20 protein-coding genes are annotated in these 24,507 nt (G+C 74.2%); 12 read left to right on the top strand and 8 right to left on the bottom strand.

Annotated features, from left to right (window positions below; translation table 11 throughout):
• The first annotated feature begins 34 nt into the window (after window positions 1-34).
• The gene (locus ACSU53_RS14295) at window positions 35-610 is read left to right on the top strand and encodes a cysteine hydrolase family protein (RefSeq protein ID WP_437027835.1); all 576 of its coding nucleotides are present in this window, start codon (window positions 35-37) and stop codon (window positions 608-610) included.
• A 96-nt stretch (window positions 611-706) separates the two neighbouring features.
• Here the strand turns inward: ACSU53_RS14295 and ACSU53_RS14290 are convergent, their stop codons facing one another.
• From ACSU53_RS14290 to ACSU53_RS14280, 3 genes are all read right to left on the bottom strand, one after another.
• Window positions 707-1,357, bottom strand: coding sequence for a hypothetical protein (locus ACSU53_RS14290; RefSeq protein WP_437027833.1), 651 nt, complete (start codon window positions 1,355-1,357; stop codon window positions 707-709).
• Window positions 1,358-1,564: 207 nt separating this feature from the next.
• Entirely contained in the window at window positions 1,565-2,266 is a 702-nt protein-coding gene (locus tag ACSU53_RS14285; RefSeq protein ID WP_437027832.1) for a GntR family transcriptional regulator, read from the bottom strand.
• Between the two features lie 357 nt (window positions 2,267-2,623).
• A complete protein-coding gene (locus ACSU53_RS14280; RefSeq protein WP_437027830.1) occupies window positions 2,624-3,979 on the bottom strand; it encodes an aspartate aminotransferase family protein in 1,356 nt (451 codons plus the stop codon).
• Between the two features lie 444 nt (window positions 3,980-4,423).
• Here ACSU53_RS14280 and ACSU53_RS14275 point away from each other — a divergent pair, with 444 nt between their 5' ends.
• On the top strand, window positions 4,424-6,439 hold the full coding sequence (locus ACSU53_RS14275) for a serine/threonine-protein kinase (protein WP_437027828.1): 2,016 nt from the start codon (window positions 4,424-4,426) through the stop codon (window positions 6,437-6,439).
• A 335-nt stretch (window positions 6,440-6,774) separates the two neighbouring features.
• Here the strand turns inward: ACSU53_RS14275 and ACSU53_RS14270 are convergent, their stop codons facing one another.
• A complete protein-coding gene (locus ACSU53_RS14270; protein ID WP_437027826.1) occupies window positions 6,775-7,518 on the bottom strand; it encodes an SLATT domain-containing protein in 744 nt (247 codons plus the stop codon).
• A gap of 266 nt (window positions 7,519-7,784) precedes the next feature.
• Between ACSU53_RS14270 and ACSU53_RS14265 the strand changes: the two genes are divergently transcribed.
• From ACSU53_RS14265 to ACSU53_RS14235, 7 genes are all read left to right on the top strand, one after another.
• Window positions 7,785-8,126: a YbaB/EbfC family nucleoid-associated protein gene (locus ACSU53_RS14265; protein ID WP_437027824.1), complete on the top strand. Its 342-nt coding sequence runs from the start codon at window positions 7,785-7,787 to the stop codon at window positions 8,124-8,126.
• Between the two features lie 59 nt (window positions 8,127-8,185).
• Entirely contained in the window at window positions 8,186-8,785 is a 600-nt protein-coding gene (gene recR / locus ACSU53_RS14260) for a recombination mediator RecR (protein WP_437027822.1), read from the top strand.
• A complete protein-coding gene (locus ACSU53_RS14255) occupies window positions 8,778-9,440 on the top strand; it encodes a DUF5063 domain-containing protein (RefSeq protein WP_437027820.1) in 663 nt (220 codons plus the stop codon). Before recR ends, ACSU53_RS14255 begins: the two co-directional genes overlap by 8 nt.
• A 573-nt stretch (window positions 9,441-10,013) precedes the next feature.
• Entirely contained in the window at window positions 10,014-11,291 is a 1,278-nt protein-coding gene (locus tag ACSU53_RS14250; RefSeq protein WP_432054574.1) for an aspartate kinase, read from the top strand.
• Window positions 11,291-12,364 carry an aspartate-semialdehyde dehydrogenase gene (locus ACSU53_RS14245; protein WP_437027819.1) on the top strand — a complete coding sequence of 358 codons (1,074 nt, stop codon included), beginning with the start codon at window positions 11,291-11,293 and terminating at the stop codon, window positions 12,362-12,364. The genes ACSU53_RS14250 and ACSU53_RS14245 overlap by 1 nt, the downstream gene beginning before the upstream one ends.
• 575 nt (window positions 12,365-12,939) lie before the next feature.
• Entirely contained in the window at window positions 12,940-13,515 is a 576-nt protein-coding gene (locus ACSU53_RS14240; protein WP_362098649.1) for a SigE family RNA polymerase sigma factor, read from the top strand.
• Window positions 13,516-14,144: 629 nt separating this feature from the next.
• Window positions 14,145-15,194 carry a hypothetical protein gene (locus tag ACSU53_RS14235; RefSeq protein ID WP_437027817.1) on the top strand — a complete coding sequence of 350 codons (1,050 nt, stop codon included), beginning with the start codon at window positions 14,145-14,147 and terminating at the stop codon, window positions 15,192-15,194.
• A gap of 273 nt (window positions 15,195-15,467) precedes the next feature.
• Here ACSU53_RS14235 and ACSU53_RS14230 read toward each other — a convergent pair whose 3' ends face one another.
• On the bottom strand, window positions 15,468-16,400 hold the full coding sequence (locus ACSU53_RS14230; protein WP_437027815.1) for an SURF1 family protein: 933 nt from the start codon (window positions 16,398-16,400) through the stop codon (window positions 15,468-15,470).
• 156 nt (window positions 16,401-16,556) lie between these two features.
• Entirely contained in the window at window positions 16,557-16,712 is a 156-nt protein-coding gene (locus ACSU53_RS14225) for a hypothetical protein (RefSeq protein WP_437027814.1), read from the bottom strand.
• A 425-nt stretch (window positions 16,713-17,137) separates the two neighbouring features.
• Here ACSU53_RS14225 and ACSU53_RS14220 point away from each other — a divergent pair, with 425 nt between their 5' ends.
• Window positions 17,138-18,982, top strand: coding sequence for a prolyl oligopeptidase family serine peptidase (locus ACSU53_RS14220; protein ID WP_437027812.1), 1,845 nt, complete (start codon window positions 17,138-17,140; stop codon window positions 18,980-18,982).
• 422 nt (window positions 18,983-19,404) lie between these two features.
• Here ACSU53_RS14220 and ACSU53_RS14215 read toward each other — a convergent pair whose 3' ends face one another.
• A complete protein-coding gene (locus ACSU53_RS14215; RefSeq protein WP_437033203.1) occupies window positions 19,405-21,369 on the bottom strand; it encodes an NAD-binding protein in 1,965 nt (654 codons plus the stop codon).
• Between the two features lie 554 nt (window positions 21,370-21,923).
• Between ACSU53_RS14215 and ACSU53_RS14210 the strand changes: the two genes are divergently transcribed.
• Window positions 21,924-23,021, top strand: coding sequence for a permease (locus tag ACSU53_RS14210; protein ID WP_437027811.1), 1,098 nt, complete (start codon window positions 21,924-21,926; stop codon window positions 23,019-23,021).
• Window positions 23,022-23,113: 92 nt separating this feature from the next.
• Complete coding sequence (locus ACSU53_RS14205) at window positions 23,114-24,010, top strand: TIGR03943 family putative permease subunit (RefSeq protein ID WP_437033201.1); 897 nt, start codon at window positions 23,114-23,116, stop codon at window positions 24,008-24,010.
• A gap of 134 nt (window positions 24,011-24,144) precedes the next feature.
• Here ACSU53_RS14205 and ACSU53_RS14200 read toward each other — a convergent pair whose 3' ends face one another.
• The gene (locus ACSU53_RS14200) at window positions 24,145-24,423 is read right to left on the bottom strand and encodes a twin-arginine translocase TatA/TatE family subunit (RefSeq protein ID WP_437027809.1); all 279 of its coding nucleotides are present in this window, start codon (window positions 24,421-24,423) and stop codon (window positions 24,145-24,147) included.
• Window positions 24,424-24,507 lie beyond the last annotated feature (84 nt).

The raw sequence follows: 24,507 nt of genomic DNA, 5'->3' as shown, positions 1-24,507 counted from the left end.
GCGCTCCTCATTCCCGAGAAGAAAGAGCAGCCGTATGACGACGGCCCTCGTCCTGATGGATCTCCAAGTCGGCCTGCTGACCGGGGAGGGCGCGGTTCCCGAGGCGGATGCCCTGCTGGGCCGGCTGCGCCCGCTCGCCGAGCGCGCGCGGGCCCTCGGCGTCCCGGTGGTGCACATCCAGGACGACGATCTCGGTGACGTCGGCTCCGAGGAGTGGCGGATCGACCCGCGGCTCGGGGCGCGGGACGACGACCTGAGGGTGCGCAAGGCGGAGTGCGACGCCTTCCACGAGACCGACCTGGACGGACTGCTGCGCTCGCGGGGGGTGCGGCACCTGGTCGTCGCCGGTCTCACCACCGAGCTGTGCATCGACTCGACCTGCCGCAAGGCGGTGACCCTCGGCTACCAGGTGACCCTCGTGTCCGACGGGCACTCGACGCCGTCCGACCACCTGCCGGTCGGGGCGATCATCGACCACCACCACCGGATCCTCGACGGCTACGGCGTGTACATCGACCGCCGGCCGTACGAGATCCGGCTCCAGCCGGCCGCCGAGGTCGACTTCGTCGCCCCCGAGGAGCCCGAGCCGCACGCCGTCGGCGCCGCGTGATCCTCGGGCACCGCCCGCCGGGGCCGCCCCCGCACCGGACCCGTCCGGGCGGCGCGGCGGCCGGGGCCGGCGTCGGCGGCCGTCCGCCGGCCCGCCTCAGCTGAAGACGATCATCGAGCCCTGCGCCAGGCTCCGGGTCGCCGCCGCGTGCAGGCCCAGCCAGACGTGGCGCTCGCGGGCGAAGGGGCTCGGGTCGTAGGGCGCGGGGACCGCCGGCTCCTCCAGCTCCGTCGGGCCGTGCGGGGGCTCGGGGGCCGCCGGGGGGTTGGCCGGGTCGATGCCCAGGACCGGCGCCACGGACTCCAGTTCCCGCAGCAGGGCGTGCGAGGAGCCCAGGGGGCCGCCGCCGGCGAGGAGTTCGTCGCTGGACAGGGGGTGCGGGAAGTCGACGGGGACGTAGGCGCCCGCGTGGTCGTAGTGCCAGACCAGGTGGGACTGCTGGGCCGTCGTCTCGAACATCTCCAGCAACTGCTCGTAGTCACTGCCCAGTTCCCCCACCGGGGTGACGGGGAGTCCGGACAGGTGGAGCAGGTGGGCGCGGCGCAGGAAGTGCAGCGCGTCGTAGTCGAAGCCCGCGACCGGGGCGACCTCGCCGGACAGGCCCGGCATGTACTGGTACACCGGCACCGGTGGCAGCCCGCCGTCCGCGAGCACTCTGTTGTACTGCGCGAGTTCCTCGGCGAACGGATTGTCGGGCGTGTGGCACAAGACGTCGACGAGCGGTACCAGCCACAGGTCACAGGCCAAAGAGGGCTCCTCGCGGATAGGACGGCGGTCAGGGCTGTCGGGGTGGTCACAGCGGCCGCAGCGGTCGCGGTGGGCGCGCTCGCGGCGGTCACCGCGAGCACCCCGGTATTCGAAGGGTAGCGGCGCGGTGCGAGGAGACGGTTTCCCCGTGCACCCCCTATACCCAGGCGGGCCCGGACGACGCGGGCCCGCGTCGTCCGGGCCCGCTCACTCGTCCGCCAGGCGCTCGATCAGGGCGAGCGAATGGGCGTTGTAGGAGGTGATGATCGCCCGGGCCGTGCCCGTGTCACGGTGCGACAGGGCGTCGACCAGTTCGGTGTGCCGGGACCACAGGCGGCCCCGCAGGTCGGGCAGCCGCCGCAGGTGCTGCACGATGCCCACCCAGGTCTGGACGCGCAGCCGGTGCAGGAAGTCGGTGAGGTACGGGTTGCCGAAGACCGCCGAGAGCTCCCGCCAGAACCGCAGGTCGTAGCCGATGAGGACGGTCAGGTCCCCGGCCAGTGCGGCGCGCCGGGCCTCCTCGCCGCGCCGCCGGACGCCGGCCAGCGCGGCGGCCGTCCGGGGGTCGTCCGGCAGGTACCGGTCCGATCGCCCGTGGACCAGGGCGTGGAACATGCCGTCGATGACCAGGCTGCGGGCCTCGATCATGCCGCGGAAGTCGGGGAGCGTGAACGCGTGGACCCGGAAGCCGCGGTGGTGGTCGGCGTCGAGCAGGCCCTGCGCGGACAGGTCGACCAGCGCCTCCCGCACGGGGGTCGCGGACACCCCGTACTGCTCGGCGATCTCCTTGACGGTGAACTCCCGCCCCGGCTGGAGCCGCCCGGCCAGCACCTCGTCCCGGAGCGCGTCGGCGATCTGCTGCCGCAGGGTGCTGCGGGTCACCGCGGCGTGGCCGCTGCTGCGGGGCATGGTCGGGGGCGCTCCCTCGTCGCGTTCGCGTGCCGTGCGGACACCTGGGTGTCTGCGGACACCCGTGTGCCGTGCGGACACCTGTGTACTACGGGCACGACACCTTACGCGTTCGGGTGCGGCATACCTGTTCGACCGGGCGCGGGCGGGGAGACGGGGAGGGCGGGAGGAGCGGAGAGCGCGGGCAGGGAGCAGAGGGCGCGGGCAGGGAGCGGGCGGGAGGAGCGGAGGGCGCGCAAAGGGGAGCGGGCGGGAGGAGCGGAGGGCGCGCAAAGGGGAGCGGGCGGGAGGAGCGGAGGGCGTGCGACGGGGCGCGGGCGGGAGGCGGCCGGGCCTCCCGCCCGTCCCGGGGGGCGGCTACGCCACGTACTCGTCCGCCACCGACAGCGCGGAGTCCAGCACCGCCAGGCCCTCCTTCAGCTCGGCCTCGGTGACGGTGCACGGCGGGACCACGTGGGTGCGGTTCATGTTCACGAAGGGCCACACCCCGCCCTCCTTCACCGCGGCGGCGAACGCGGCCATCGGGGCGTTCGCCTCACCGGCCGCGTTGTACGGGACCAGGGGCTCGCGGGTGTCCCGGTCGCGCACCAGCTCCAGGGCCCAGAACATGCCCGTGCCGCGCACGTCGCCGACGCTGGGGTGCCGGGCGGCCAGGTCGCGCAGGGCGGGTTCGAGGACGGTCGAGCCGAGCCGGGCCGCGTTCTCCACGATGCCCTCCTCCGCCATCACGCGGATCGTCGCGACGGCCGCCGCGCAGGCCAGCGGGTGCCCGGAGTAGGTCAGTCCGCCCGGGTAGGGCCGCTTGCCGAAGGTGTCGGCGATCGCCCCGGAGATGGCGACCCCGCCCAGCGGCACGTACCCGGAGTTCACGCCCTTGGCGAAGGTCAGCAGGTCGGGGACGACGTCGTACAGGTCGGCCGCGAACCACTCGCCGGTCCGCCCGAACCCGGCCATCACCTCGTCCAGCACGAAGACGATCCCGTACTTGTCGCACAGCTCCCGCACGCCCGCGAGGTAGCCGGCCGGCGGCATCATGATGCCCGCGGTACCCGGGATCGTCTCCAGGATGATCGCGGCGATCGTCGACGGCCCCTCGAAGGCGATCGTCGTCTCCAGGTGCTCCAGCGCCCGCGCACACTCCTGCTCCTCGGTCTCGGCGTAGAAGCGCGAGCGGTACAGGAAGGGCGCCCAGAAGTGCACGACACCGGCCGTGCCGCTGTCGGAGGCCCAGCGGCGCGGGTCGCCGGTGAGGTTCACGGCCTGCTGGGTGCCACCGTGGTACGAGCGGTACGCGGAGAGCACCTTGGGGCGGCCGGTGTGCAGCCGGGCCATGCGGATGGCGTGCTCGACGGCGTCGGCGCCGCCGTTGGTGAAGAAGATCTTGTCCAGGTCGCCGGGGGTCCGCTCGGCGATCAGCCGCGCCGCCTCCGAGCGGGCCTCGACGGCGAAGGCGGGGGCGAAGGTCGCCAGCCGCCCGGCCTGCTCCTGGATCGCCGCGACCACCTTGGGGTGCTGGTAGCCGATGTTCGTGTAGACGAGCGCGCTGGCGAAGTCGAGATAGCGCCGGCCGTCGTAGTCCCAGAAGTACGACCCCTGCGCCCCGGCGACGGCGAGCGGGTCGATGAGCTCCTGCGCGGACCAGGAGTGGAACACATGGGCACGGTCGGCGGCCTTCACTGCGGCGCCGGCCTCGGGGTTCGGCTGAGCGGTCATGCCGCCGAGGGTAGGCGGCCCGCCGCCCGCGCGACATCGGCGGCCTGTCTGCGGTCGGTGGCTTTCCACGACAGGTTGTCGACTGCTCCCGGCCGAACCGGCGGCTGCCGGCCTTCCCGGCCCTCCCGGCGGTACCGGCCTTCCCGGCCTTCCCGGCCTTCCCGGCCTTCCCGGCCTTCCCGGCCCTCCCGGCGGTACCGGCCGCTTCCGGCTTCCGGTTTTCGGCTGGTGTCGGCAGCTTCCGGCTCCGGATCCCGGCTGGTGCCGGTCGGCTCCCCCTCCCGGCGGGCGTCGGCTGGTCCCTGCTCCCCGCCGCTGTGGACCGCAGGCCGCCCCGACGGACGCGGCTGCTGTTACGGAACCGTAGAGGTCGTCGGCCGGTTCCCGCGTGCGCCCCGGGACTATCCTCATGATGTTGCTCACTGGGGGGAAGGCGGCGCAACGATGGAGAAGCTCGGTCCCGGGGATCCGCCGAGGATCGGCGCGTACCGGCTGCTCGCGCGGCTCGGCGCGGGCGGCATGGGGTTCGTCTACCTGGCCCGTTCCGACCGGGGACGCACCGTCGCCGTGAAGCTGGTGCGCGAGGAACTGGCGCAGCAGGAGGAGTTCCGGGCGCGGTTCCGGCAGGAGGTGCAGGCGGCACGGCAGGTCGGCGGGGCGTGGACCGCTCCGGTGCTCGACGCGGACACCGAGGCGCCGGTGCCCTGGGTCGCCACCGGGTACGTCGCCGGGCCCAGCCTCCAGCAGGTCGTCGGCCACCACCACGGGGCCCTGCCCGAGCGGTCGGTCCGCATCCTCGCGGCCGGACTCGCCCACGCGCTGAAGGACATCCACGCCGCCGGCATCGTGCACCGCGACCTCAAGCCGTCCAACGTGCTGGTCACCATCGACGGGCCGCGGGTCATCGACTTCGGCATCGCGCGGGCCCTGGAGACGGTGACCGACGGCGGGCTCACCCGCACCGGCGCCCTGGTCGGGTCGCCCGGCTTCATGGCGCCCGAGCAGGTGCGCGGCGACCGGATCACCCCCGCCTGCGACGTGTTCTGCCTGGGCTCGGTGCTCGCCTACGCCGCCACCGGTGAGCTGCCGTTCGGCACCGCCAACAGCGGCGTGCACGCCCTGATGTTCCGCATCGCCCAGGAGGAGCCGGACCTCGACGGCGTGCCCGAGGGCGTCGCCGACCTCGTCCGTGACTGCCTGAAGAAGGACCCCGCCGCGCGGCCCACGCTCGACGAGATCCTGCGGCGCACCGGAGCCGGGGACACCGTCACCGACGGCCGGTCCCGCGACCCCTGGCTGCCGAGTGCCCTGGTCGCCCAGCTCGGCCGCCACGCCGTCCAGCTGCTGGACACGGAGAACCCGGAGGGGCCCGAGGGCCAGGACGGTGCGGCCGGACCGGGCGAGGCACCCGGACCAGAGGGACAGGACCGCCCGGCGCAGCCGTCCGGGTCCGCGGCGCGTGCGCTGCCGGCGCCCGCCGCCACCCCGGAGCACGCCCCCGCCGCCGACGGCACGGGCGGCCCCGCGGATCCGGCCGCCGGTGACGCCCCGCCCGCCCCCGGCCGGCCGGGCGACGGCGCTCCGCTGAACCACCTCCCCACCCTCGTCGCGGGACAGCAGGCCGCCCCGCCGCCCGGCCCCGCACCGGGCACCCCGACCCCGGCCGCCGGCCCGCAGAACCCGCAGAGCCCGCAGAGCCCGCAGAGCCCGCAGAACCCGCAGAACCCGACGGGGTACGGCCATCCCCATCCGCACCCGGGCTACGGCTACCCCTACAACGGCTACGGCGGCGGAGCCACCCCGCCCTACGGGCCGCCGCCCTTCACCGGGACCCCGCCGTACGGCCCGCCCCAGGACCCGCGGCGCAACGCCCGGTCCACCGCGCTGCTGGTCGTCGTCGCCCTGGTCGTCGCGCTCGCCGCGGGCGGCACCGTGTACGCGCTGATGAGCAACGGCGACAACAGCGCCGGCGGCGACCCCTCGTCCTCGTCCTCGGCGTCCGCGTCCGGCGACGCCACCACCGAGGGCACCGGGGACAACACCGGGACCACCCCGTCCGACGACAAGCAGCCCGGCACGGACGACCCGGGCACCACGTCCCCGCCCGGCGGCACCATCCCGGCCGAGTACCTGGGCAGCTGGTCCGCGACCATCGACAACGCGAGCGGGGTGCACACCCGCCGGCTGACCCTCCAGCAGGGCGACGTCGGGGAGACGGTCATGTCCCTCCTCGCCGAGGGTCCCACGGGCAACGGCACCTACCGCTGCGTGTTCGAGGCCCGGCTGTCCTCCGACCCCGGCGCCGGCGGGCTGGAACTCGGGCCGTCGAGCGTCACGAGCGGGCGGCCGCGCAGCGCCTGCAGCCCGGGCGCCGCGACGCAGGTCCGGCTGCTGCCCGGCGGCACCCTTCAGCGGGTCAACACCAGCAGCGGCGAAGAGCTCACCTACACCCGGGACTGACCTCCGGGCCCGGGGAGGGGCCGTGAGCGCAGGCGGTCCCGGCCCGGACGGTCGGCGACGCGAACCGGCTCCGGCCTTCTCCGGCCTGCTCCGGCCGGCGGCGACGCGGACCGGCTCCGACCGGCGGCGACGCGCGGAGTACGGAGCCGGGCGGATCTGTGACCTTCGCGGACGACGACGAGGAGGACACGGCCCGGCGGACCCCCGTTTCGCGCGGACGACGACGAGGAGGGCGGCCCGGCGGACCCCCGGTTCCCGCGGGCGGCGCCGCGGACTGCGCGGCCCCGGCACACCCCCGTTCCCCGCGGGCCGAGACGCCCGGTGCCGGCCGTGGCTCACCGCGGCTCGGGCGGACGCTGCCTCGGCATGTTCGGGCGGGCGGAGCCGGGCGGGGCGGCGAACCGGCCGTGCGGCACCACCGGGTCGGGGCGGCTCCCGCCCGGCATGGCCCCCTGGAGGCCCAGCGGGGCGCCCCCGGTGCGGAACTCCACCATCCAGTCGGCCGTCTCCACCCGCACCAGCTCCGCGACGTCCTCGGAGAACCGCCGCAGTACCGACAGACACCGCTCGGCCGCCTCGCTCGCCGTGCCGTCCGCCGGACCGAGCACCTCGCGCACGCACTCCGACGCCCAGTCGAACTGGAGGGCCTGCAGGCGGCGGTGCACCGCCTGCGCCGTCGCCAGGTCCCGCATCCAGCCGGAGGTCACCCCGAAGTACCGGTCCCCGGCCACGCACGCCACCGCCAGCAGCAGGGCCAGGTACCCCCAGGCGGCCACTCCGCCCAGCGCGCCCGCCAGGTCCAGCAGCGGCAGCGCCGCCCCGGTCACCGCGCCCACCGCGGCCCCGCCGCGCAGCGCCTGCCCGCACCTCCGCTTCCACACCCGGTCCGTGAGGTACCAGGCGGCCGTGTCCAGCGCCCCGCGCTCCACCCACCGGTACAACTCGTCCAGCCGGGCCGCCGGTTCACCCCAGTCCCCGAGCGGGAAGACCCGCCCCGTCAGATCATCCGGCCGCGGTGCGGCCCCCTCGCCGTGCCGGTCCTGAGGCCGTCCCTCGGGCTGCATCTCCGGCTGACCCACCCGGTACTCCCTACTGACCGTGACTGATCCGCGACCTGCCGGTCCCCTTCCTACCGCCCAATGGGTGGCCCAGTGGCGGGTTCGGCGCCTTTCCCGCCCGGAAGAGGGCCGTGATCAGGTATAGGCGCCCCGTGGGACTCACTCGAAAGAGTGCTGGGGCGACGGCTGCCCCGACCACGTAGGCTCGTGCCGAACGGCAGGAACGCCCGACCGGCACGTCGAACCGACGGCCCGGCGGCCCGACGCACCGACCAAGGAGCTGAATCGTGATCCCCGGTGGTGGCCAGCCCAACATGCAGCAGCTGCTGCAGCAGGCCCAGAAGATGCAGCAGGACCTGGCCAGGGCCCAGGAGGAACTGGCGCGCACGGAGGTCGAGGGCCAGGCGGGCGGCGGGCTCGTGAAGGCCACCGTCACCGGCTCCGGCGAGCTGCGCGCCCTGCAGATCGACCCGAAGGCGGTGGACCCCGAGGACACCGAGACCCTGGCCGACCTGATCCTCGCGGCCGTCCACGCGGCCAACGAGAACGCCCAGAACCTGCAGCAGCAGAAGCTGGGCCCGCTGGCCCAGGGACTGGGCGGCGGCGGCATCCCCGGACTGCCCTTCTAAGACAGCCCGCGGACCTCTACGGTACCTAGTGACGTGACCCCAGGAAGGACGGCAGTCCGTTGTACGAAGGCGTGGTTCAGGACCTCATCGACGAACTGGGCAGGCTGCCCGGCGTCGGTCCCAAGAGCGCCCAGCGGATCGCCTTCCACATCCTCCAGGCCGAGCCGACCGACGTCCGCCGTCTCGCCCACGCGCTGATGGAGGTCAAGGCGAAGGTCCGCTTCTGCGCGACCTGCGGCAACGTGGCGCAGGAGGACCTCTGCGCCATCTGCCGCGACACCCGCCGCGACCCGGCGGTGATCTGCGTGGTGGAGGAGCCCAAGGACGTCGTGGCCATCGAGCGCACCCGCGAGTTCCGCGGGCGCTACCACGTGCTGGGCGGCGCGATCAGCCCGATCGACGGGGTGGGCCCGGACGATCTGCGGATCAGGGAACTCCTGGCGCGCCTCGCCGACGGCACGGTCACCGAGCTGATCCTCGCCACGGACCCCAACCTGGAGGGCGAGGCCACGGCGACGTACCTCGCCCGCATGATCAAGCCCATGGGCCTGAAGGTCACCCGCCTGGCCAGCGGCCTCCCGGTGGGCGGCGACCTGGAATACGCGGACGAGGTCACCCTCGGACGCGCCTTCGAGGGGAGACGACTCCTAGATGTCTGATGCCACGCTCCACGCCACCGGCCAGGACCCCGACGACTTCGCGGTGCAGATCGCGGATCAGATCGAGAGCTTCCTGGTCGCCGTCACCGAGGTCGCGAAGGGCGACGAGCCGGACTCGGCGGTGCCCTTCCTGCTCCTGGAGGTCTCCCAGCTGATGCTGGCCGGCGGCAGGCTCGGCGCGCACGAGGACATCGTCCCCGACGAGCGCTACGAGCCGGACCCGGGCCCGGAGCCGGACGTGGACGAGCTGCGCGAGAACCTCGCGCGGCTGCTGGAGCCGGTCGACGTCTACTCCGAGGTCTTCGACCCCTACGAGCCCCGCACGGCGCCCGTGCCCGCCCGGATCTCCGACGACCTCACGGACGTCATCACCGACCTGCGCCACGGCATGGTGCACTACCGGGCCGGCCGCACCACCGAGGCCCTGTGGTGGTGGCAGTTCTCCTACTTCTCCAACTGGGGCTCCACGGCGTCCGCCACCCTGCGCGCCCTGCAGTCGGTGGTCGCCCACGTCCGCCTCAACCAGCCCCTCGCCGCGCTCGACGGCCTCGACACCGACCAGGGCATGGGTGACGACACCCTGGAGTTCGAGGCGGGCAAGGTGATGGCGGAGGAGATCGCGGAGCCCCTGGGCCTGCGCTCCCCCGTCACGTAGCCGCGCCCGGATCACCCGCCGGACCGGCCGTCCGCCGACCGGCCGCGCCGGACCCGCCGTTTCCTGCCGGTCGTGGCTGCCGCCCGGTCGTCGCTGCCCGCCCCGGCCGTCGCCGTCCACGGTCGGTGTCCCGCGCCTCGGCCGGCCGTCGCTCCGGAAGGCGACGGGGCCGCGGGGCCGCGGGGCGGCTCACGCCCGCACGGCCGGCCGTTGCCGTCGGCCCGCTCACGCACGGGACCGTCCGGACATCGGTCATCGGTCATCGGGCATCGGTCACCACGAACCCGCGCCCCGCCACCGCCGAGGGTGCCCCCGGACGCGTTCCCGGGTCGCCTCCCGAACGTTCCCGGGTCGCCTCCCGGACGTTCACGGATCCGCCCGCGGATGTGACGCAGGTCGCTTTTCCGAGTGCCCGGCGCCCGGCTGGGCATGAGCCCCTGCGCGAGCGTCCCGGAGGTCTCACCATGCGATATCGCCGAGGGGATTTTCGGACGCTCGATAGAATGAGCCCGCCACGCATCACACACATGTGTGTACATCGTGGGACAACAACGGACTGAGCGAGGAGCGCACGTGGGCCTTGTCGTGCAGAAGTACGGAGGCTCCTCCGTAGCCGATGCCGAAGGCATCAAGCGCGTCGCCAAGAGGGTCGTGGAAGCCAAGCAGAACGGCCACCAGGTGGTCGTCGTGGTTTCCGCGATGGGCGACACGACGGACGAGTTGATCGATCTCGCCGAGCAGGTATCCCCCCTTCCTGCCGGACGCGAGCTCGACATGCTGCTGACCGCCGGAGAGCGGATCTCCATGGCCCTGCTGGCCATGGCGATCAAGAACCTGGGCCACAACGCCCAGAGCTTCACCGGCAGCCAGGCGGGTGTCATCACCGACTCCGTCCACAACAAAGCCCGCATCATCGATGTCACGCCGGGCCGCATCCAGGCCTCGGTGGACGAGGGCAACATCGCCATCGTCGCCGGGTTCCAGGGCGTCAGCCAGCAGGGCAAGAACATCACCACGCTCGGCCGGGGCGGCTCCGACACCACCGCCGTCGCGCTGGCCGCGGCGCTCGACGCCGAGGTGTGCGAGATCTACACCGACGTGGACGGCGTGTTCACCGCCGACCCGCGCGTGGTGACCAAGGCCAAGAAGATCGACTGGATCTCGTTCGAGGACATGCTCGAACTGGCGGCCTCCGGTTCCAAGGTGCTGCTCCACCGCTGCGTGGAGTACGCCCGCCGGTACAACATTCCGATCCACGTCCGCTCGTCGTTCAGCGGACTGCAGGGCACGTGGGTCAGCAGCGAGCCGATCAAGCAAGGGGACAAGAAGGTGGAGCAGGCTCTCATCTCCGGTGTCGCGCACGACACCTCCGAGGCCAAGGTCACGGTCGTCGGTGTGCCGGACAAGCCGGGCGAGGCGGCCTCGATCTTCCGCACGATCGCCGACGCCGAGATCAACATCGACATGGTTGTGCAGAACGTGTCCGCCGCGTCCACGGGCCTGACGGACATCTCCTTCACGCTCCCCGAGAGCGAGGGCCACAAGGCCATCGAAGCCCTGGAGCGCAACAAGGGCGCCATCGGCTTCGAGTCCCTGCGCTACGACGACCAGATCGGCAAGATCTCCCTGGTCGGCGCGGGCATGAAGACCAACCCGGGCGTCACGGCCGACTTCTTCACCGCGCTCAGCGACGCCGGGGTGAACATCGAGCTGATCTCGACCTCCGAGATCCGCATCTCGGTCGTCACCCGCAAGGACGACGTGGACGAGGCCGTGCGCGCCGTGCACTCCGCCTTCGGGCTGGACTCCGACAGCGACGAGGCCGTCGTCTACGGAGGCACCGGCCGCTGATGGCCGCCACCACAGGGTCCGGCCGCTCCGGGCGGCCGACGCTGGCGGTCGTCGGGGCCACCGGCGCCGTCGGCACGGTCCTGCTCCAGATCCTGTCCCAGCGGGCCGACATCTGGGGCGAGATCCGACTGATCGCCTCCCCGCGCTCGGCCGGCCGCAAGCTGGCCGTGCGCGGCGAGGAGGTCGAGGTCGTCGCACTCGCCGAGGAGGCCTTCGACGGCGTCGACATCGCCCTGTTCGACGTCCCCGACGAGGTGTCCGCCCAGTGGGCGCCGCTCGCCGCCGCCCGGGGCGCGGTGGTGATCGACAACTCCGGCGCCTTCCGCATGGACCCCGAGGTGCCGCTGGTCGTCCCCGAGGTCAACGCGCACGCCGCCCGGATGCGGCCGCGCGGCATCATCGCCAACCCCAACTGCACCACCCTGTCGATGATCGTCGCGCTGGGCGCGCTGCACGCCGAGTTCGGGCTGCGGGAACTGGTGGCCTCCTCCTACCAGGCGGTCTCCGGTGCCGGGCACGCGGGCGTGCGGACCCTGCGCGAGCAACTGTCCCTGGTCGCGGGCACGGAGCTGGGCACCCACCCCGGCGACGTGCGCCGGGCCGTCGGGGACAACACCGGGCCGTTCCCGGAACCGGTCGCGCTGAACGTCGTGCCGTGGGCCGGGTCGCTCCGGGAGGACGGCTGGTCGTCGGAGGAGATGAAGGTCCGCGACGAGTCCCGCAAGATCCTCGGTCTGCCCCGGCTGCCGGTCGCCGTGACCTGCGTACGGGTCCCCGTCGTCACCACGCACTCCCTCACCGTGCACGCCCGTTTCGAGGACGAGGTCACCGTGGACCGGGCCCGCGAGATCCTCGCGACCGCGCCCGGCGTGGTGCTCTTCGACAACCCGGCCGCCGGCGAGTTCCCCACGCCGGCGGACGTCGTCGGCACCGACCCGACGTGGGTCGGGCGGGTCCGCCGCGCCCTGGACGATCCCACCGCGCTCGAACTGTTCGTCTGCGGCGACAACCTGCGCAAGGGGGCCGCGCTCAACACGGCACAGATCGCCGAGCTGGTCGCGTCCGAGAGCTGACGGTACGTGAAACCCCCGGTGCCCGGAAGGTTTCGTTTGTAGGATCTGTCCCGGACAAATGGCCCGGGTTGATGATCCGGAGCACTTGAACCGGCCGGTCCGTCAGCCGAGGATGGAACCCAGGATTCACCTCCCCGCCCGCCGCAACCGTGCGGCGGGCGGGGAGCGTCTTTGCGGTCACCCTTTCCGGTGCGTGAGGGCGGGGTCCTGCAGACGTGGGGACGTCTGGAACCGGGCGTGGGGACGCCCGTTCATATGGCACACAGGGGAAGAGCGGGACGCATGAGGTCATGGAGCGCGTGGTCGGACGCGTGGGGTCGCGCCGGCAGAGCCGAGGCGGTGGCAGCCGCGGCGGGATCCGCCGTGCGGGCCTCCCCGCCGCCCACCGCGCCACACCCCGCCACGGCGGCCGGCGCAAACGTGATGCCCGGCGCGTACAACCCTCCCGGGGGGAAGCGTGTCCAACTGGCGTGGCTGAGGTACTCGACTTCACAGCGGCGCGCGGTGCGGCGGCACTCCGTCCCCGTTCCCCCCGCCAGGCTCTCCGACCGCGCATGGCCGGTGTGCCCGGTGGCATGCCGGTGATCGCGCCCATGCCCGCAGCGCGGCCGGTCCGCATACCCGATCAGCGCGACGGCACCGACGACGCCGTCGCGGCCGGTACCACCGTCGACCATCTCACCGAGACCTACCGCGCCCACTACCGTTCCCTGCTGGGCCTCGCCGCGCTCCTCCTCGACGACACCGCCTCCTGCGAGGACGTCGTCCAGGAGGCGTTCATCCGCGTCCACTCGGCCCGCAAACGCGTCCGTGACCCCGAGAAGACCCTGGCCTACCTGCGCCAGACCGTCGTCAACCTCTCCCGCTCGGCGCTGCGCCGCCGCATCCTGGGCCTGAAGCTGCTGTCCAAGCCGATGCCCGACATGGCCAGCGCGGAGGAGGGCGCCTACGACCAGCTGGAGCGCGACTCCCTCATCCAGGCGATGAAGGGCCTGCAGCGCCGCCAGCGCGAGGTGCTGGTGCTGCGCTACTTCGCCGACATGACGGAGGCCCAGGTCGCCGAGTCGCTCGGCATATCGCTGGGCTCCGTGAAGGCGTACGGCTCGCGCGGCATCGCGGCGCTGCGGGTGGCCATGGAGGCGCCGGCATGAGCAACGGTTCAGGGGCGCACGACGACCGCCGGGGCGGCGTGCCCGACCGGGCGGCTCCGGCGGAGGACCCCGCCCGCGCCGAGCAGCCCGACCACCCGGAGCCGTCCGCCCGTACGGAGCGGTCTCCCGGGCAGGAGGCCGCGGACGTGACGGACGCCGAGCCCTCACGGCCCTCCGAGCCTTCACGCACTGCTGATTCCTCACGGCCCTCCGAGCCTTCACGGACCTCCGAGCCTTCACGGACCGCCGATTCCTCACGGCCCGCTGGGGCCGCGCAGTCCGGTGAGCGCTCACGGTCCGCTGAGGCCGTACAGGCAGGCGAGCCCTCCGAGCCCGCGCAGGTCGACGAGCCTTCCGAGCCTTCCGAGCCTTCCGAGCCCGCGTCGGGCCCCGTGCCCGAAGCCGCCGAAGCCGTTGACGCAGCGGGGACCACCGCCGGAGCCACGGACCTGGCACCCGCGGACCGCAGGGCCGCCTCGTCCGCGTCGGCGGACCCGGCCGCTCCCACGGACCCGGCAGACCCCACGGCGGAGGAGCCGTCGTCACCGGACGACGTGGCCGTGCCGCTGCGTGCCCCGGCCGGGCCGGGCGGCCAGGACCCGACCTCCCCGCACGCCAGGAACCGAACGGTGCATCACGACCCCGCCGCCCCCGCAGACCGGGGCCCCGAGGACCTCGATCCGGACGAACGCGCCCTGCGCGCCCTGCTGCACCAGGCGGTGCGCGAGGTGGAGCCGAGCGACGGCACGCTGGAGCACCTGCGCCGGGCCGTGCCGGCCCGCCGGGCCCGCAAACGGCAGGCGCTGGTCGGCATGGCGGCCGCCGCCCTGTTCGTCGGCACCGCCGTCCCCGCCGTCGTCCACGTCTCCACCACCTCGGGCTCCGGTGCCAACCCCTCCGCCGTCGGCCACGCCTCGCAGGCCCAGGGCGGCACCAGCCAGGGCAGGGGCCCCGACAGCGACGCGAGCACCGCGGGCGGTTACGCCGACGAGGTTCCCGGTACCGGCGGGGACGGCCGGAAGGGCGAGGACGAGGGCACCGGCGACAACACCGGCGCCGGCGCCACGGAAGGCGCCGGCCCCTCGTCCAGCGCCGAGGCGGGCGCGCCCGCCTGCACCGCCGCCCAGCTCGGCCCGGCCGCGTCGAGCACCGCGGCACCCGACTCCTCGGGCGCCGTCTACGGCTCGTTCCGGGTCACCAACGTCTCGGGCGACACCTGCACGGTCGGCGCTCCCGGCACCATCGGCGTCACCACGCAGGGCGCGGCCGACCCGGCCAAGGTGGGCACGATGCGGCACGCGGCGGGAGACGCCGCGGCCGGCCTGCCCGACCCGTCGCTGGAGGCCGCTTCGGGGCTGGTGCTCAAGCCGGGCACGGCCTACGAGGTGAAGTTCGCCTGGGTGCCGAGCGAGACCTGTCCGACGACCGGCGGGGGCACCGGCGGCGGAACCGGCGAACCCGCACCCGACCCGACGCCCACCTCGGGCACCGGCACCACCGGGGCCACCACGGGCGGCGACGGCGGCACGGCCCCGCAGACACTGCGGGCGGACGGCACCGGCGAGGGCAGCGTGACGGTGACGTACACGGCGGCGACCGGGGCCGGCGGGAGCAGCGCGACGGTGGCCAATGCCTGCGCGGGCACCGTCTACTGGACGGGCGTGCTGACAGCCTCGTAGGAGGCCGGTGAGGGCGCGGCACGCCGGGGCCCGACGGCGCCCCGGCGGCCCCGGGCTGCCCTTGACGACCCCATGGGGCGCCCCTGTCGGCCTCCGACGGCAGCCGGACCGGCGGTCGGACCCGCGGTCGGCGGCAGCGGGCGGTTCAGGGGGAGGTCGACGGGCGGTGGCCAGGGGCGGTCACCGATCGGTCGGGTCGGTCAGCGGCCGGTCGAGTCGGTCAGCGGCCGGGCGGGTCACGGTGGGCGGGTCGTCACATTCCCCGGACGGCCGTCAGACACCGGAAGGGCTGGGGCGCCCGGCCTCCTGCTCCCGTTCCCGCACCTTTTCCGCGTCCTGTTCCGCGTCCTGGTCCCCGTCCCGGCCCTCGGTCTCGCTGCCGGGCGTGCCGCCGGTTTCGACCCCGGCCCCGGCCCCGGCCTCGACCCCGGCCCCGCTTCCGTTCTCGTCGGGCAGGAGGCCCAGTTCCGCGTCCCGGGCGAACTCCGCCTCCCGGCGCAGCAGGCGGAACCACATGAAGATCACGAAGCCCACGAAGGCGAACCATTCGGCGGTGTAGCCGAGGTTCTGGAACGCCTTGAGGTCCAGCCCGGTGCCGCTCGGCGCGGCCGCCGGCACCGCCTTCATCCCGGAGTCCCCGCGGTTGAGTGTGATCCAGGCGTCGTACACGTCGTACGGCACCAGGTTCACCAGGGAAGCCGCACTGATCGCGCCCGTCCGGCCCTCGGGCAGGCCGCCGAGCGTGGGGACGCCGTTGCTGCCGGGCGTCTCGGACGCCTGGAGCGCGCCGGTCACGGTGACCTCGCCGGACGGCGGCGCGGGCACCGAGGCCGGGTCGGGCGACCCGGGCAGCCATCCCCGCACGACGGGCAGGACCTTGCCGGAGTCGGTGCGCAGCAGCGTCAGCACGTAGGAGCCGTTCCTGCCGTCCAGGTCCCGTTCGGGCACGAGCAACTGCTCGGCGTACTCCCCGCTCGCGGTGGCCTGCCTGCCGGAGGTCGCCTTGGTCACCGGCAGCAGCGCGTCCACCGGCTCGGCGGCCTCGCGCTGCGCGGACTCGGCCTGCCGGCGGGCGTCGTCATGGCTCTCCACCCGGTCCTCGAACCGGCCCAGCTGCCACGAGCCCATGTAGATGCAGAAGGGGATGGAGAGCAGCACGAAGACGTTGATCCCCCACCATCGGGGCGTCAGCAGAAACCGGTACACGCCCCCAACGGTACGGGGCTCGCGGCCCGTCCCCGTGCGCGGGGTGGACCACCGCCGCACCCGGTCGCGGGCCGGAGGAGGGCCGGGCGGCAGGGGGACGGGCCGGGCGGCAGGCGGGTACGGAGCCGGCCTGGCGCGGGTCCCGTCACTCAGCCCTCACTCAGCCCCGCCTCCCGTCACCCACCCCTGTCTCCCGTAGCGCTCGGTCAGGTGCTCGCGGCCCGCCGGCGGGTCGTAGGGTTCCGGCCGGAACTCGGTGATCGCGGATATGCGGCCCGTGTCGTCCCCGGTGAAGAAGGAGAAAGCGGGCATCTCCTCGCCCCCGGCCGTGAACCGCGACCAGGTGACCCCTGGTCCCCCTCGGCGACGAGCCGCTCGACCCGCAGGTGCCGGTCGCCCGGGTATTGCCGGTGGAAGCGGACGTAGCGCTCCCGGCCGCTGATCCGCTCCCGCGTCCGGGGGAGCGTGCAGACGACGTCCTCGGCCGGCGCGGTGGCGCACCCGGCCCGGTCCCGGGCCTCGGCGGCGGCCCGGAACCGCTGGACGTTCCCTCGCAGATCGGTCATGCCGTCATCGCGAGAACTGTGCACCCCGCCACTGACCATGGCCTTCGCAGGCCGTCCCGGGCCGTGGACGGCGGCTGGCCCGGGGGAATCCGGTGAACGTTCCGGTCGGAGTTTTCCACAGGCTGGGGACCTCGGGAGCACGATGACCGCCGGGACGGGCAGTATGGATCCATGACTGAGAGCAACGGGTCCGACGCGCGGAATCGAGCGGACCAGACCGAGCGTGTGCAACGGGGCGAGGACATGCCTGCCTGGGAGAAGCGCTTCCGGGCGCCCCGGGTCTCCCTCCCCGACTGGGCGGAGGACGCACCCGACCGTTCCCTGTTCGTGTCGAACGCGACGGGGACGTACGAGTTGTACGCCTGGGACCGGAAGACCGGCGAGCAACGACAGGTGACCCACCGGCCCAACGGCACGACGGACGGCGTGCTCTCGCCGGACGGTCAGTGGATCTGGTGGTTCGACGACAAGGACGGCGACGAGTTCGGCGTCTGGCGCCGCCAGCGTTTCGAGGGCGGGGAGGACGAGCTCGCGACGCCCGGCCTGGACCCCTCCTACCCCGCGGGCCTCGCCCTGGGCCGGGACGGCCGCACGGCGGTCGTGGGCCGCTCCACGGACGAGGACGGCACCACCATCCACCTGGTGCGCGCCGGTGAACAGCCGGTGGAGATCTACCGGCACCGCGAGTCGGCGGGCGTCGGCGACCTCTCCCACGACGGTTCGCTGATCGCCGTGGAGCACACCGAGCACGGCGACGCGATGCACTCCGCGCTCCGCGTGGTGCGGCCCGACGGCAGCAAGGTCGCGGAGCTCGACGACACCGAGGGCGGCACCCGCGAGCTGGGCCTGGACGTACTGGGCTTCGCCCCCGTCGCCGGTGACACCCGGCTGCTCATCGGCCACCAGCGGCGCGGCCGGTGGGAGCCCCTGGTGTGGGACGTGGCGACGGGGGAGGAGAGCGACCTCGCGCTGGACCTCCCCGGCGACGTCAGCGCCGAGTGGTACCCCGACGGCTCGGGCCTGCTCATCGCGCACGGCTTCGAGGCGCGCGGCGAGCTGTTCCGGTACGACCTGACCGAGCGCCGGCTGGAGAAGATCCCCACCCCGCGCGGCGGGGTGTCGGGCGCCACGGTCCGTCCCGACGGCAGCGTGGAGTACCTGTGGTCGTCGGCGGCCGAACCGCCGGTCGTCCGGTCCACGACGGGCGGGGTCGTGCTGGACCCGCCGGGCATGAAGTCGCCCGGTTCGGTGCCGGTGGAGGACGTGTGGGTGGAGGGCCCGGGCGGCCGCATCCACGCGCTGGTGCAGCGGCCTGAGGGAGCGACCGGTCCGCTTCCCACCGTCTTCGACATCCACGGCGGCCCGACCTGGCACGACAGCGACTCCTTCGCGGCCGGCCCCGCCGCCTGGATCGACCACGGCTACGCGGTGGTCCGGGTCAACTACCGGGGTTCGACCGGGTACGGACGCGCCTGGACCGACGCGTTGAAGCACCGGGTGGGGCTCATCGAGCTGGAGGACATCGCCGCCGTGCGCGAGTGGGCGATCACCTCGGGCCTCGCGGACCCCGCCCGGCTGATCCTCACCGGCGGCTCCTGGGGCGGCTACCTCACGCTGCTCGGCCTGGGCACCCAGCCCGACGCCTGGGCGCTGGGCATCGCGGCGGTCCCGGTCGCGGACTACGTCACGGCGTACCACGACGAGATGGAGGCGTTGAAGGCGATGGACCGCACGCTGTTCGGCGGCACCCCCGAGGAGGTTCCGGACCGCTTCGAGGTGTCCTCGCCGATCACGTACGTCGACGAGGTCAAGGCCCCCGTCTATATCTCCGCCGGCGTCAACGACCCGCGCTGCCCGATCCGCCAGATCGAGAACTACGTCAAGCGCCTGGAGGCCCGCGGGGCGACCCACGAGGTGTACCGCTACGAGGCGGGCCACGGCTCCCTGGTGGTGGACGAACGGATCAAGCAGGTCCGGCTGGAGCTGGACTTCGCGGAGCGCCACATCGGCCGCTGAGGGGGAAGCGGAGCCGGGGGAGGGGGAGGGCCGGGGAAGCGCGAGCCCGGCACGGGCCGGCTGCCCTCTCGCCCTTCTCGCCGCCCCCGGCCGACCGCCCCTGGTCGACGGTCCCGGCCGGAACGCATCCCGGCCGGGGCGTCCCGGGCGCGGGGGCCTTTCCCGGGCAGGGCCGCTCCCGGCGGCCGGGCCTGCGCCGGTCTCGGCGACCTGCCGGGAGGGGCGTCGGCCCGGCGTCCTCGCGGGGAGGACGCCGGTGGGGGCGGTCCCGGCGTTCTCGCGGGGCGCGCATCGATCTCAGCGCCGTCGCCGGGGCGGGCGTCGATTTCGGCGCCGTCGCGGCACGGGCGTCGGCCCCGGCGGCCTGTCGGAGCCCTGAGGCGATCTCGGCGGTCTGGGCGGTCTCGGCGGTCTGGGCGGTCTCAGCGTCCGCCCGGGGTGCCCCTCCGCTCCCGGCCCCGGCGTCCGAGCAGTTCGGCGAGGCCCCGCCGGGTGGCCGCCAGGACGACCCGGTCCTCGCGCCGGAGCACATAGGTGTCGGGCAGGTCCCACACCAGCCCCGAATTGCGGACGGCGGGTGTTCCGGAGGGCTGCCCCGGGCCCGCGCCCGTCGCGGCTCCCGCACCGGGTCCGGTCCCGGTGGCACCCTCGGTGGACGCCGTGTCCAGGGCCAGCACCCGCCAGGCGCCGGCCCGGAACGCCTCCCCGACCGTCTTCCCCTCCAATTGCGGGTGCCCGCCCACCTCGATCGCCGCGAACAGCAGCACCCGCCGCTCCACCGGGATGGCACCGAGGATCTGCCGGCCCATCATCGCCCCCGCGAACGCGGGCGCCGCCAGGTGGGACACGCTGCGACTGCGCGTCACGGCGTCGGGGTGCGCGGCCCGCAGGGTGCGGTACACGGCCTGCGCGAAGTCGTCGTCGTACAGCCGCAGGACCGTCCGCAGGTCGGGCCGCAGGGAGCGCGCGTACAGGGTGGCCTCGAGGTTGGTGGTGTCCACGCTGGTCAGCGCGAGCAGGGCGTCCGCCCGGTGGATCTTCGCGGCCTCCAGCACGCCCTCCTCGGTGACGTCCCCGAGCACCACCGGCACCCTCAGCCGCCGCGCCGTCGCCATGCCCCGGGCCTCGGGGTCCGCCTCCACGCACACCACCGGGATGTGCAGTTCGCGCAGCCGGGTCAGCACCCGGGTGCCGATCTTGCCGAGCCCGAGCAGGACCAGGTGGCCGCTCAGTCCGCGGGGCGGCTTGCGGAGGGAGGAGGCGCTGCGGAACAGTCCCAGTGCTTCGAGGACGGCGGCCAGCAGCACCGGCAGCAGCAGTAACCCGACGAGCCCGGACAGCAGTTGCAGTATCTGCCGGCCCATGGGGGCGTTGTGGGCGGGCTCGTTGATCGCGAAGAGGTCGAGCAGGGTGACGTAGGTGGCGTGCAGCGCGTTGTCCTCGGTCACCAGGGTCAGGGCGACGGCGAGGGCGACGGTGGCCGCGACGAGACCGGCGAGGGACCAGCGCAGCCGCCGGGAGAACAGCGAGGCGAAGGGAGGCACCCGCGCCCGTACCGGCGGCAGCGGCGGGCCGGAGTAGGAGACCTGTTCCAGCACCACCGTGCCGCGTCCCGTGGCCGCCGACACCGCGTCGCTGTCGGGCAGGAGTTGAGGCCCCTGCTCGCCGCTGTCCTCCGAACCTTCCGCACCGGCCGGATCGTTACTGGTCGCGGACAGCAGCGCCAGCGTGCACAGCCCCGGATCGGCCACCTCGCCCGCCGCCGGCGGATGCCGCTCCACCGCGCGCAGCAGCAGGCCGTCCGCGTCGACGACCTTGCTGGTGCCGACGAGTGCGGTGGCGACCAGCGCGGGTGCGGTGGTGTCGGCGTCGGAGAGCACGGTGGTGGAGTTGTCGTCGAGCCTGCCGGGCCGCCCGTGGGTCTGGTTCCCGAGCGCCAACTCGGCGGCCTGGTCCAGGAGTTCCTCGATGTGACGGCCGAGCCGCCGGTTGTACAGGCGCAGCACGAGCCGCAGCCGCGGATTGAGGCGGCGGGCGGTGAGGGCGGCCCGGATGTTGGTCTCGTCGTCGTCGTACACCAGGGCCAGCGCGGCGGCCCGGTCCACGCCGGCCCCGGCGAGCACGCTCTCGGTGGGTTCGGCGGCCTCCACCTCGCGCTCGTGGGAGCCGGGGTCGGAGCCGCCCGCGTTGCCCGCGCTGGCGCTGCGGTTGACGGTGGCGACGACCCGGTCCAGCAGGGCCGCCGAGGCCGCGCGCGCCCGCCCGACGACCGGCTGCCGGGCCTGCGTCTCCGACGGCGGGACGACGAGGGTGACCTGTTCGCCGTACACGCCCCGCAGTTCGGCGGCGAGGCGGTGGGCCAGCCCGTCGTCGCCGCAGACCACCATGTGCGCTGAGGGATCGCCCGGCAGGGCCTGATTCGGAAGGCTCACCACAGGGGATGAGACTGCCTCATTCCGACGACCGGTTCCAGACATGATCACGTCGGGTGTGCCGGTGCCCGGCTGAACGGGACGGCCCCGCGTCGCGTACCCCAGGGGGAAGCGGGTGCGGCGCCCGCGGTCCCGTGCACCCCGAGCGCACCGGAACCCGGCCAGGCGCCCCGGTTTCGCGTCCGCCCGTCCGTCTGTCCCGCCTGTCCGCCCGCTCGGCCTGTCCGCCGGTCCACCTGCTCCACCCGTTCCGCCTGTTCCGTCTTCCGCCTTTTCCGTCTGTTCCGCCTTCTCCATCTGTCGTCTGTCCTTCTGCTCATCCGTCTCCCGACAACCGGCGTGCGCACCGGAGGTACCCGGCCGTGGCCCTCACCGAGTCAGCATCGCGGGACTCCGGCGAGTCCCGTGACGCGGGATCCCCGGAGCCCGTGAAGTCCGTACGACCCGCGGAGTCCGTACCGCTTGCGGACGCCGTGCGACCCGCGGAGTCCGTACGACCCGCAGGGTCCGTGCGGTCCCGGGGGTCCGCGGACCCCGAGGAGGCCTCGGAGACCTCGGAGGCCTCGGCTCCCGGCCGCCGCCCCGCCCCCGCCGTACCGTCCGAGGAGGAGGCCGGCGAACCGGACCGGGCCGCGCGAACACCGGATGCCGACGAGTCCCGCCACCTCAACGCCCCGCTCCTGCTCACCCTGACCCTGCTGACGGCCCTGCTGTTCCAGGACGCGATCCGTGGTGCGCTGGCCGCCCCGGTGATGCAGAGCTGGATGACGGTGTTCGTGGCGGTGATGCTCCAGGCGCTGCCCTTCCTCGTCCTGGGCGTCCTGCTGTCCGCGGCGATCGCGGTGTTCGTCCCGCCGTCCTTCTTCGCCCGGGCCCTGCCGGAGCGCCCCGCCCTGGCGGTGCCGGTCGCGGGTGCCGCCGGAGCGGTGCTGCCCGGCTGCGAGTGCGCGTCCGTACCGGTGGCGGGCGCGCTGGTGCGCAGGGGAGTGGCACCGGCGGCGGCCCTGGCGTTCCTGTTGTCCGCGCCGGCGATCAACCCGATCGTCCTCACGGCGACCGCCGTCGCCTTCCCCGGCAACCCCGAGATGGTCCTCGCCCGGTTCGTGGCGAGCCTCTTCGTCGCGTGCGCGATGGGCTGGCTGTGGCACCGCCTCAGCCGCACCGACTGGCTGCGCCCGCCCGCCCGTTCGGCCTTCGAAGGGCTCGGCAGAGGGGCGGCCTTCTGGGGTTCGGTGCGGCACGACGTGATGCACGCGGGCGGGTTCCTGGTCATCGGCGCGATGGCGGCGGCGACCCTGAAGGCCGTGGTGCCCGCCGAGTGGCTGAGGGCGGCGGCCGACAATCCGGTGCTGTCGGTGCTGGCGCTGGCCGCGCTGGCCGTCCTGCTGTCGATCTGCTCGGAGGCGGACGCGTTCGTGGCGGCGTCGCTGACCCAGTTCTCGCTGACGGCCCGGCTGACCTTCCTGGTCGTCGGCCCGATGATCGACCTCAAGCTGTTCGCCATGCAGGCGGGCACCTTCGGCCGTGCCTTCGCGCTGCGTTTCGCCCCGGCGACCTTCGCCCTCGCGGTGCTCGCCTCGGTCCTGACGGGAGTGGTGTTGCTGTGACGGACCGGAACGACGGGCGGAACGCGGGCCCGGCCCGGAACGCCGCCACGTCCCGCAGTCTCGCCGACCTCAACGGCCACGCGCAGGCGGCCCTGTTGTTCCTGCTCGGCGCGACCGTGCTGCACGCGGGCCTCACCGACCTGCACCTGCGCTACGTCAAGGCGGGTCTGCGCCCGCTGCTCCTGCTGGCCGGTGCCGTACTGATCGCGACGGCGGCGGCCACCCTCCGGTACGAGCGCCGCCGCACCCGGCCGGGGAGCCGTCCGACGACCCCGGGCGAAGACCCGCAGGACGGCAACGGTGCACCCCGTGACCCGGAACCGGATGACCCGGCACCCCGGGAGGACCCGGCACCCCGTGACCTGGCACGCCGTGACCCGGCACCGGACGATGCGGAGTCACGACCTCCGGGCGCACGGGACGACGCGCCGGTCCCCGGCCGGCCGGACGAACCGGCCGTCGGCACGGCGCGACACCACCGAGAGCCCCGTGTGGTCTGGCTGCTGGCGCTCCCGCTCGTCGCCCTGATCCTGGTCGCCCCGCCCGCCCTCGGTTCGTACACCGCCGCGCACACCGGCACCGCCCTGCAGAAGCCCTTCGGCTTCCCGGACGTCCCCGAGGGCCGGGGCCCGCTCCGGCTCAGCGTGGGCGAGTACGCGGCCCGCGCCGTCTACGACGACGGGCGTCACCTGCGCGACCGCCCGCTGCGCATCACCGGTTTCGTGACCCTGGACCGTGACGGCGCTCCCCACCTGGTCCGCATGACCCTCAACTGCTGCGCCGCCGACGCCCAGCCGGTCAAGATCGCGCTCACCGGGAACGTCCCGCCGGTGCTCCGCCCGGACAGCTGGCTGGAGATCACCGGCACCTACACGCCCCGCCGGACCAAGGACCCCGTCAACGACGGCCCGGTCCCGTACGTGGAGGTCACCGCCTCCCGTCCGGTGCAGCCGCCGGCCGACCCGTACGACGACGCCTGGAACGGCTGATCCCGCCCGCGAGCGGCAGTGAGCCGGAGTCCCGGCAGTGAGTCGGAGACCCGGCACAGAGCCGGAGACCCGGCAGTGAGCCGGGGACCCCGACGGCCTCCGGTGCGGGTGGCGGGTGGACGGTGGCGGGAGGATCAGGCCCGCTGCCCGCCGTTCTCGCCGCCACCGCCGGTGGTGTCCCGTGCCACGGCCTCACCCCGGATCACCCGGGGCGCAGGGGCTTCTCCGCTGCCCTCGCCCCTCCCGGCGCCCGTGGCCTTCCCGGCGTTCTCGGCCTCCTTGATGGCGCGGGCCTCGGCCTTGAGGATGTGGGCCGACTTGCCGGCGGAACGGGCCAGGTCCGGCAGCTTCTTCGCGGCGAGGACGGCGATGAGGACGATGAGGATGATCGCGAGCTCGCTCAGTCCGAACATGGGGGTCCGTTCCTCTCGTGGGCCGGTGCCGGACGGCTGCCGGTGCGGGGATGCGGGGTCGGTCGCGCGGGAGCGGCGGGGTGG

This window comes from Streptomyces sp. enrichment culture (assembly GCF_964273255.1).
Classification (GTDB): Bacteria; Actinomycetota; Actinomycetes; order Streptomycetales; family Streptomycetaceae; genus Streptomyces.
Note: the sequence above shows the minus strand (reverse complement) of the source record. Positions and strands in the feature narration are given on the sequence as shown.

Bases quoted from the DNA above. Each gene is read 5' to 3' on its own strand.
- ACSU53_RS14215 (WP_437033203.1), bottom strand. From the start codon at position 21,369: ATGGTGGTCTGCGGCGACGACGGGCTGGCCCACCGCCTCGCCGCCGAA.
- ACSU53_RS14220 (WP_437027812.1), top strand. From the start codon at position 17,138: ATGACTGAGAGCAACGGGTCCGACGCGCGGAATCGAGCGGACCAGACC.
- ACSU53_RS14245 (WP_437027819.1), top strand. From the start codon at position 11,291: ATGGCCGCCACCACAGGGTCCGGCCGCTCCGGGCGGCCGACGCTGGCG.
- ACSU53_RS14275 (WP_437027828.1), top strand. From the start codon at position 4,424: ATGGAGAAGCTCGGTCCCGGGGATCCGCCGAGGATCGGCGCGTACCGG.
- ACSU53_RS14280 (WP_437027830.1), bottom strand. From the start codon at position 3,979: ATGACCGCTCAGCCGAACCCCGAGGCCGGCGCCGCAGTGAAGGCCGCC.
- ACSU53_RS14240 (WP_362098649.1), top strand. From the start codon at position 12,940: ATGCCGGTGATCGCGCCCATGCCCGCAGCGCGGCCGGTCCGCATACCC.
- ACSU53_RS14200 (WP_437027809.1), bottom strand. From the start codon at position 24,423: ATGTTCGGACTGAGCGAGCTCGCGATCATCCTCATCGTCCTCATCGCC.
- ACSU53_RS14295 (WP_437027835.1), top strand. From the start codon at position 35: ATGACGACGGCCCTCGTCCTGATGGATCTCCAAGTCGGCCTGCTGACC.
- ACSU53_RS14285 (WP_437027832.1), bottom strand. From the start codon at position 2,266: ATGCCCCGCAGCAGCGGCCACGCCGCGGTGACCCGCAGCACCCTGCGG.
- ACSU53_RS14225 (WP_437027814.1), bottom strand. From the start codon at position 16,712: ATGCCCGCTTTCTCCTTCTTCACCGGGGACGACACGGGCCGCATATCC.
- ACSU53_RS14255 (WP_437027820.1), top strand. From the start codon at position 8,778: ATGTCTGATGCCACGCTCCACGCCACCGGCCAGGACCCCGACGACTTC.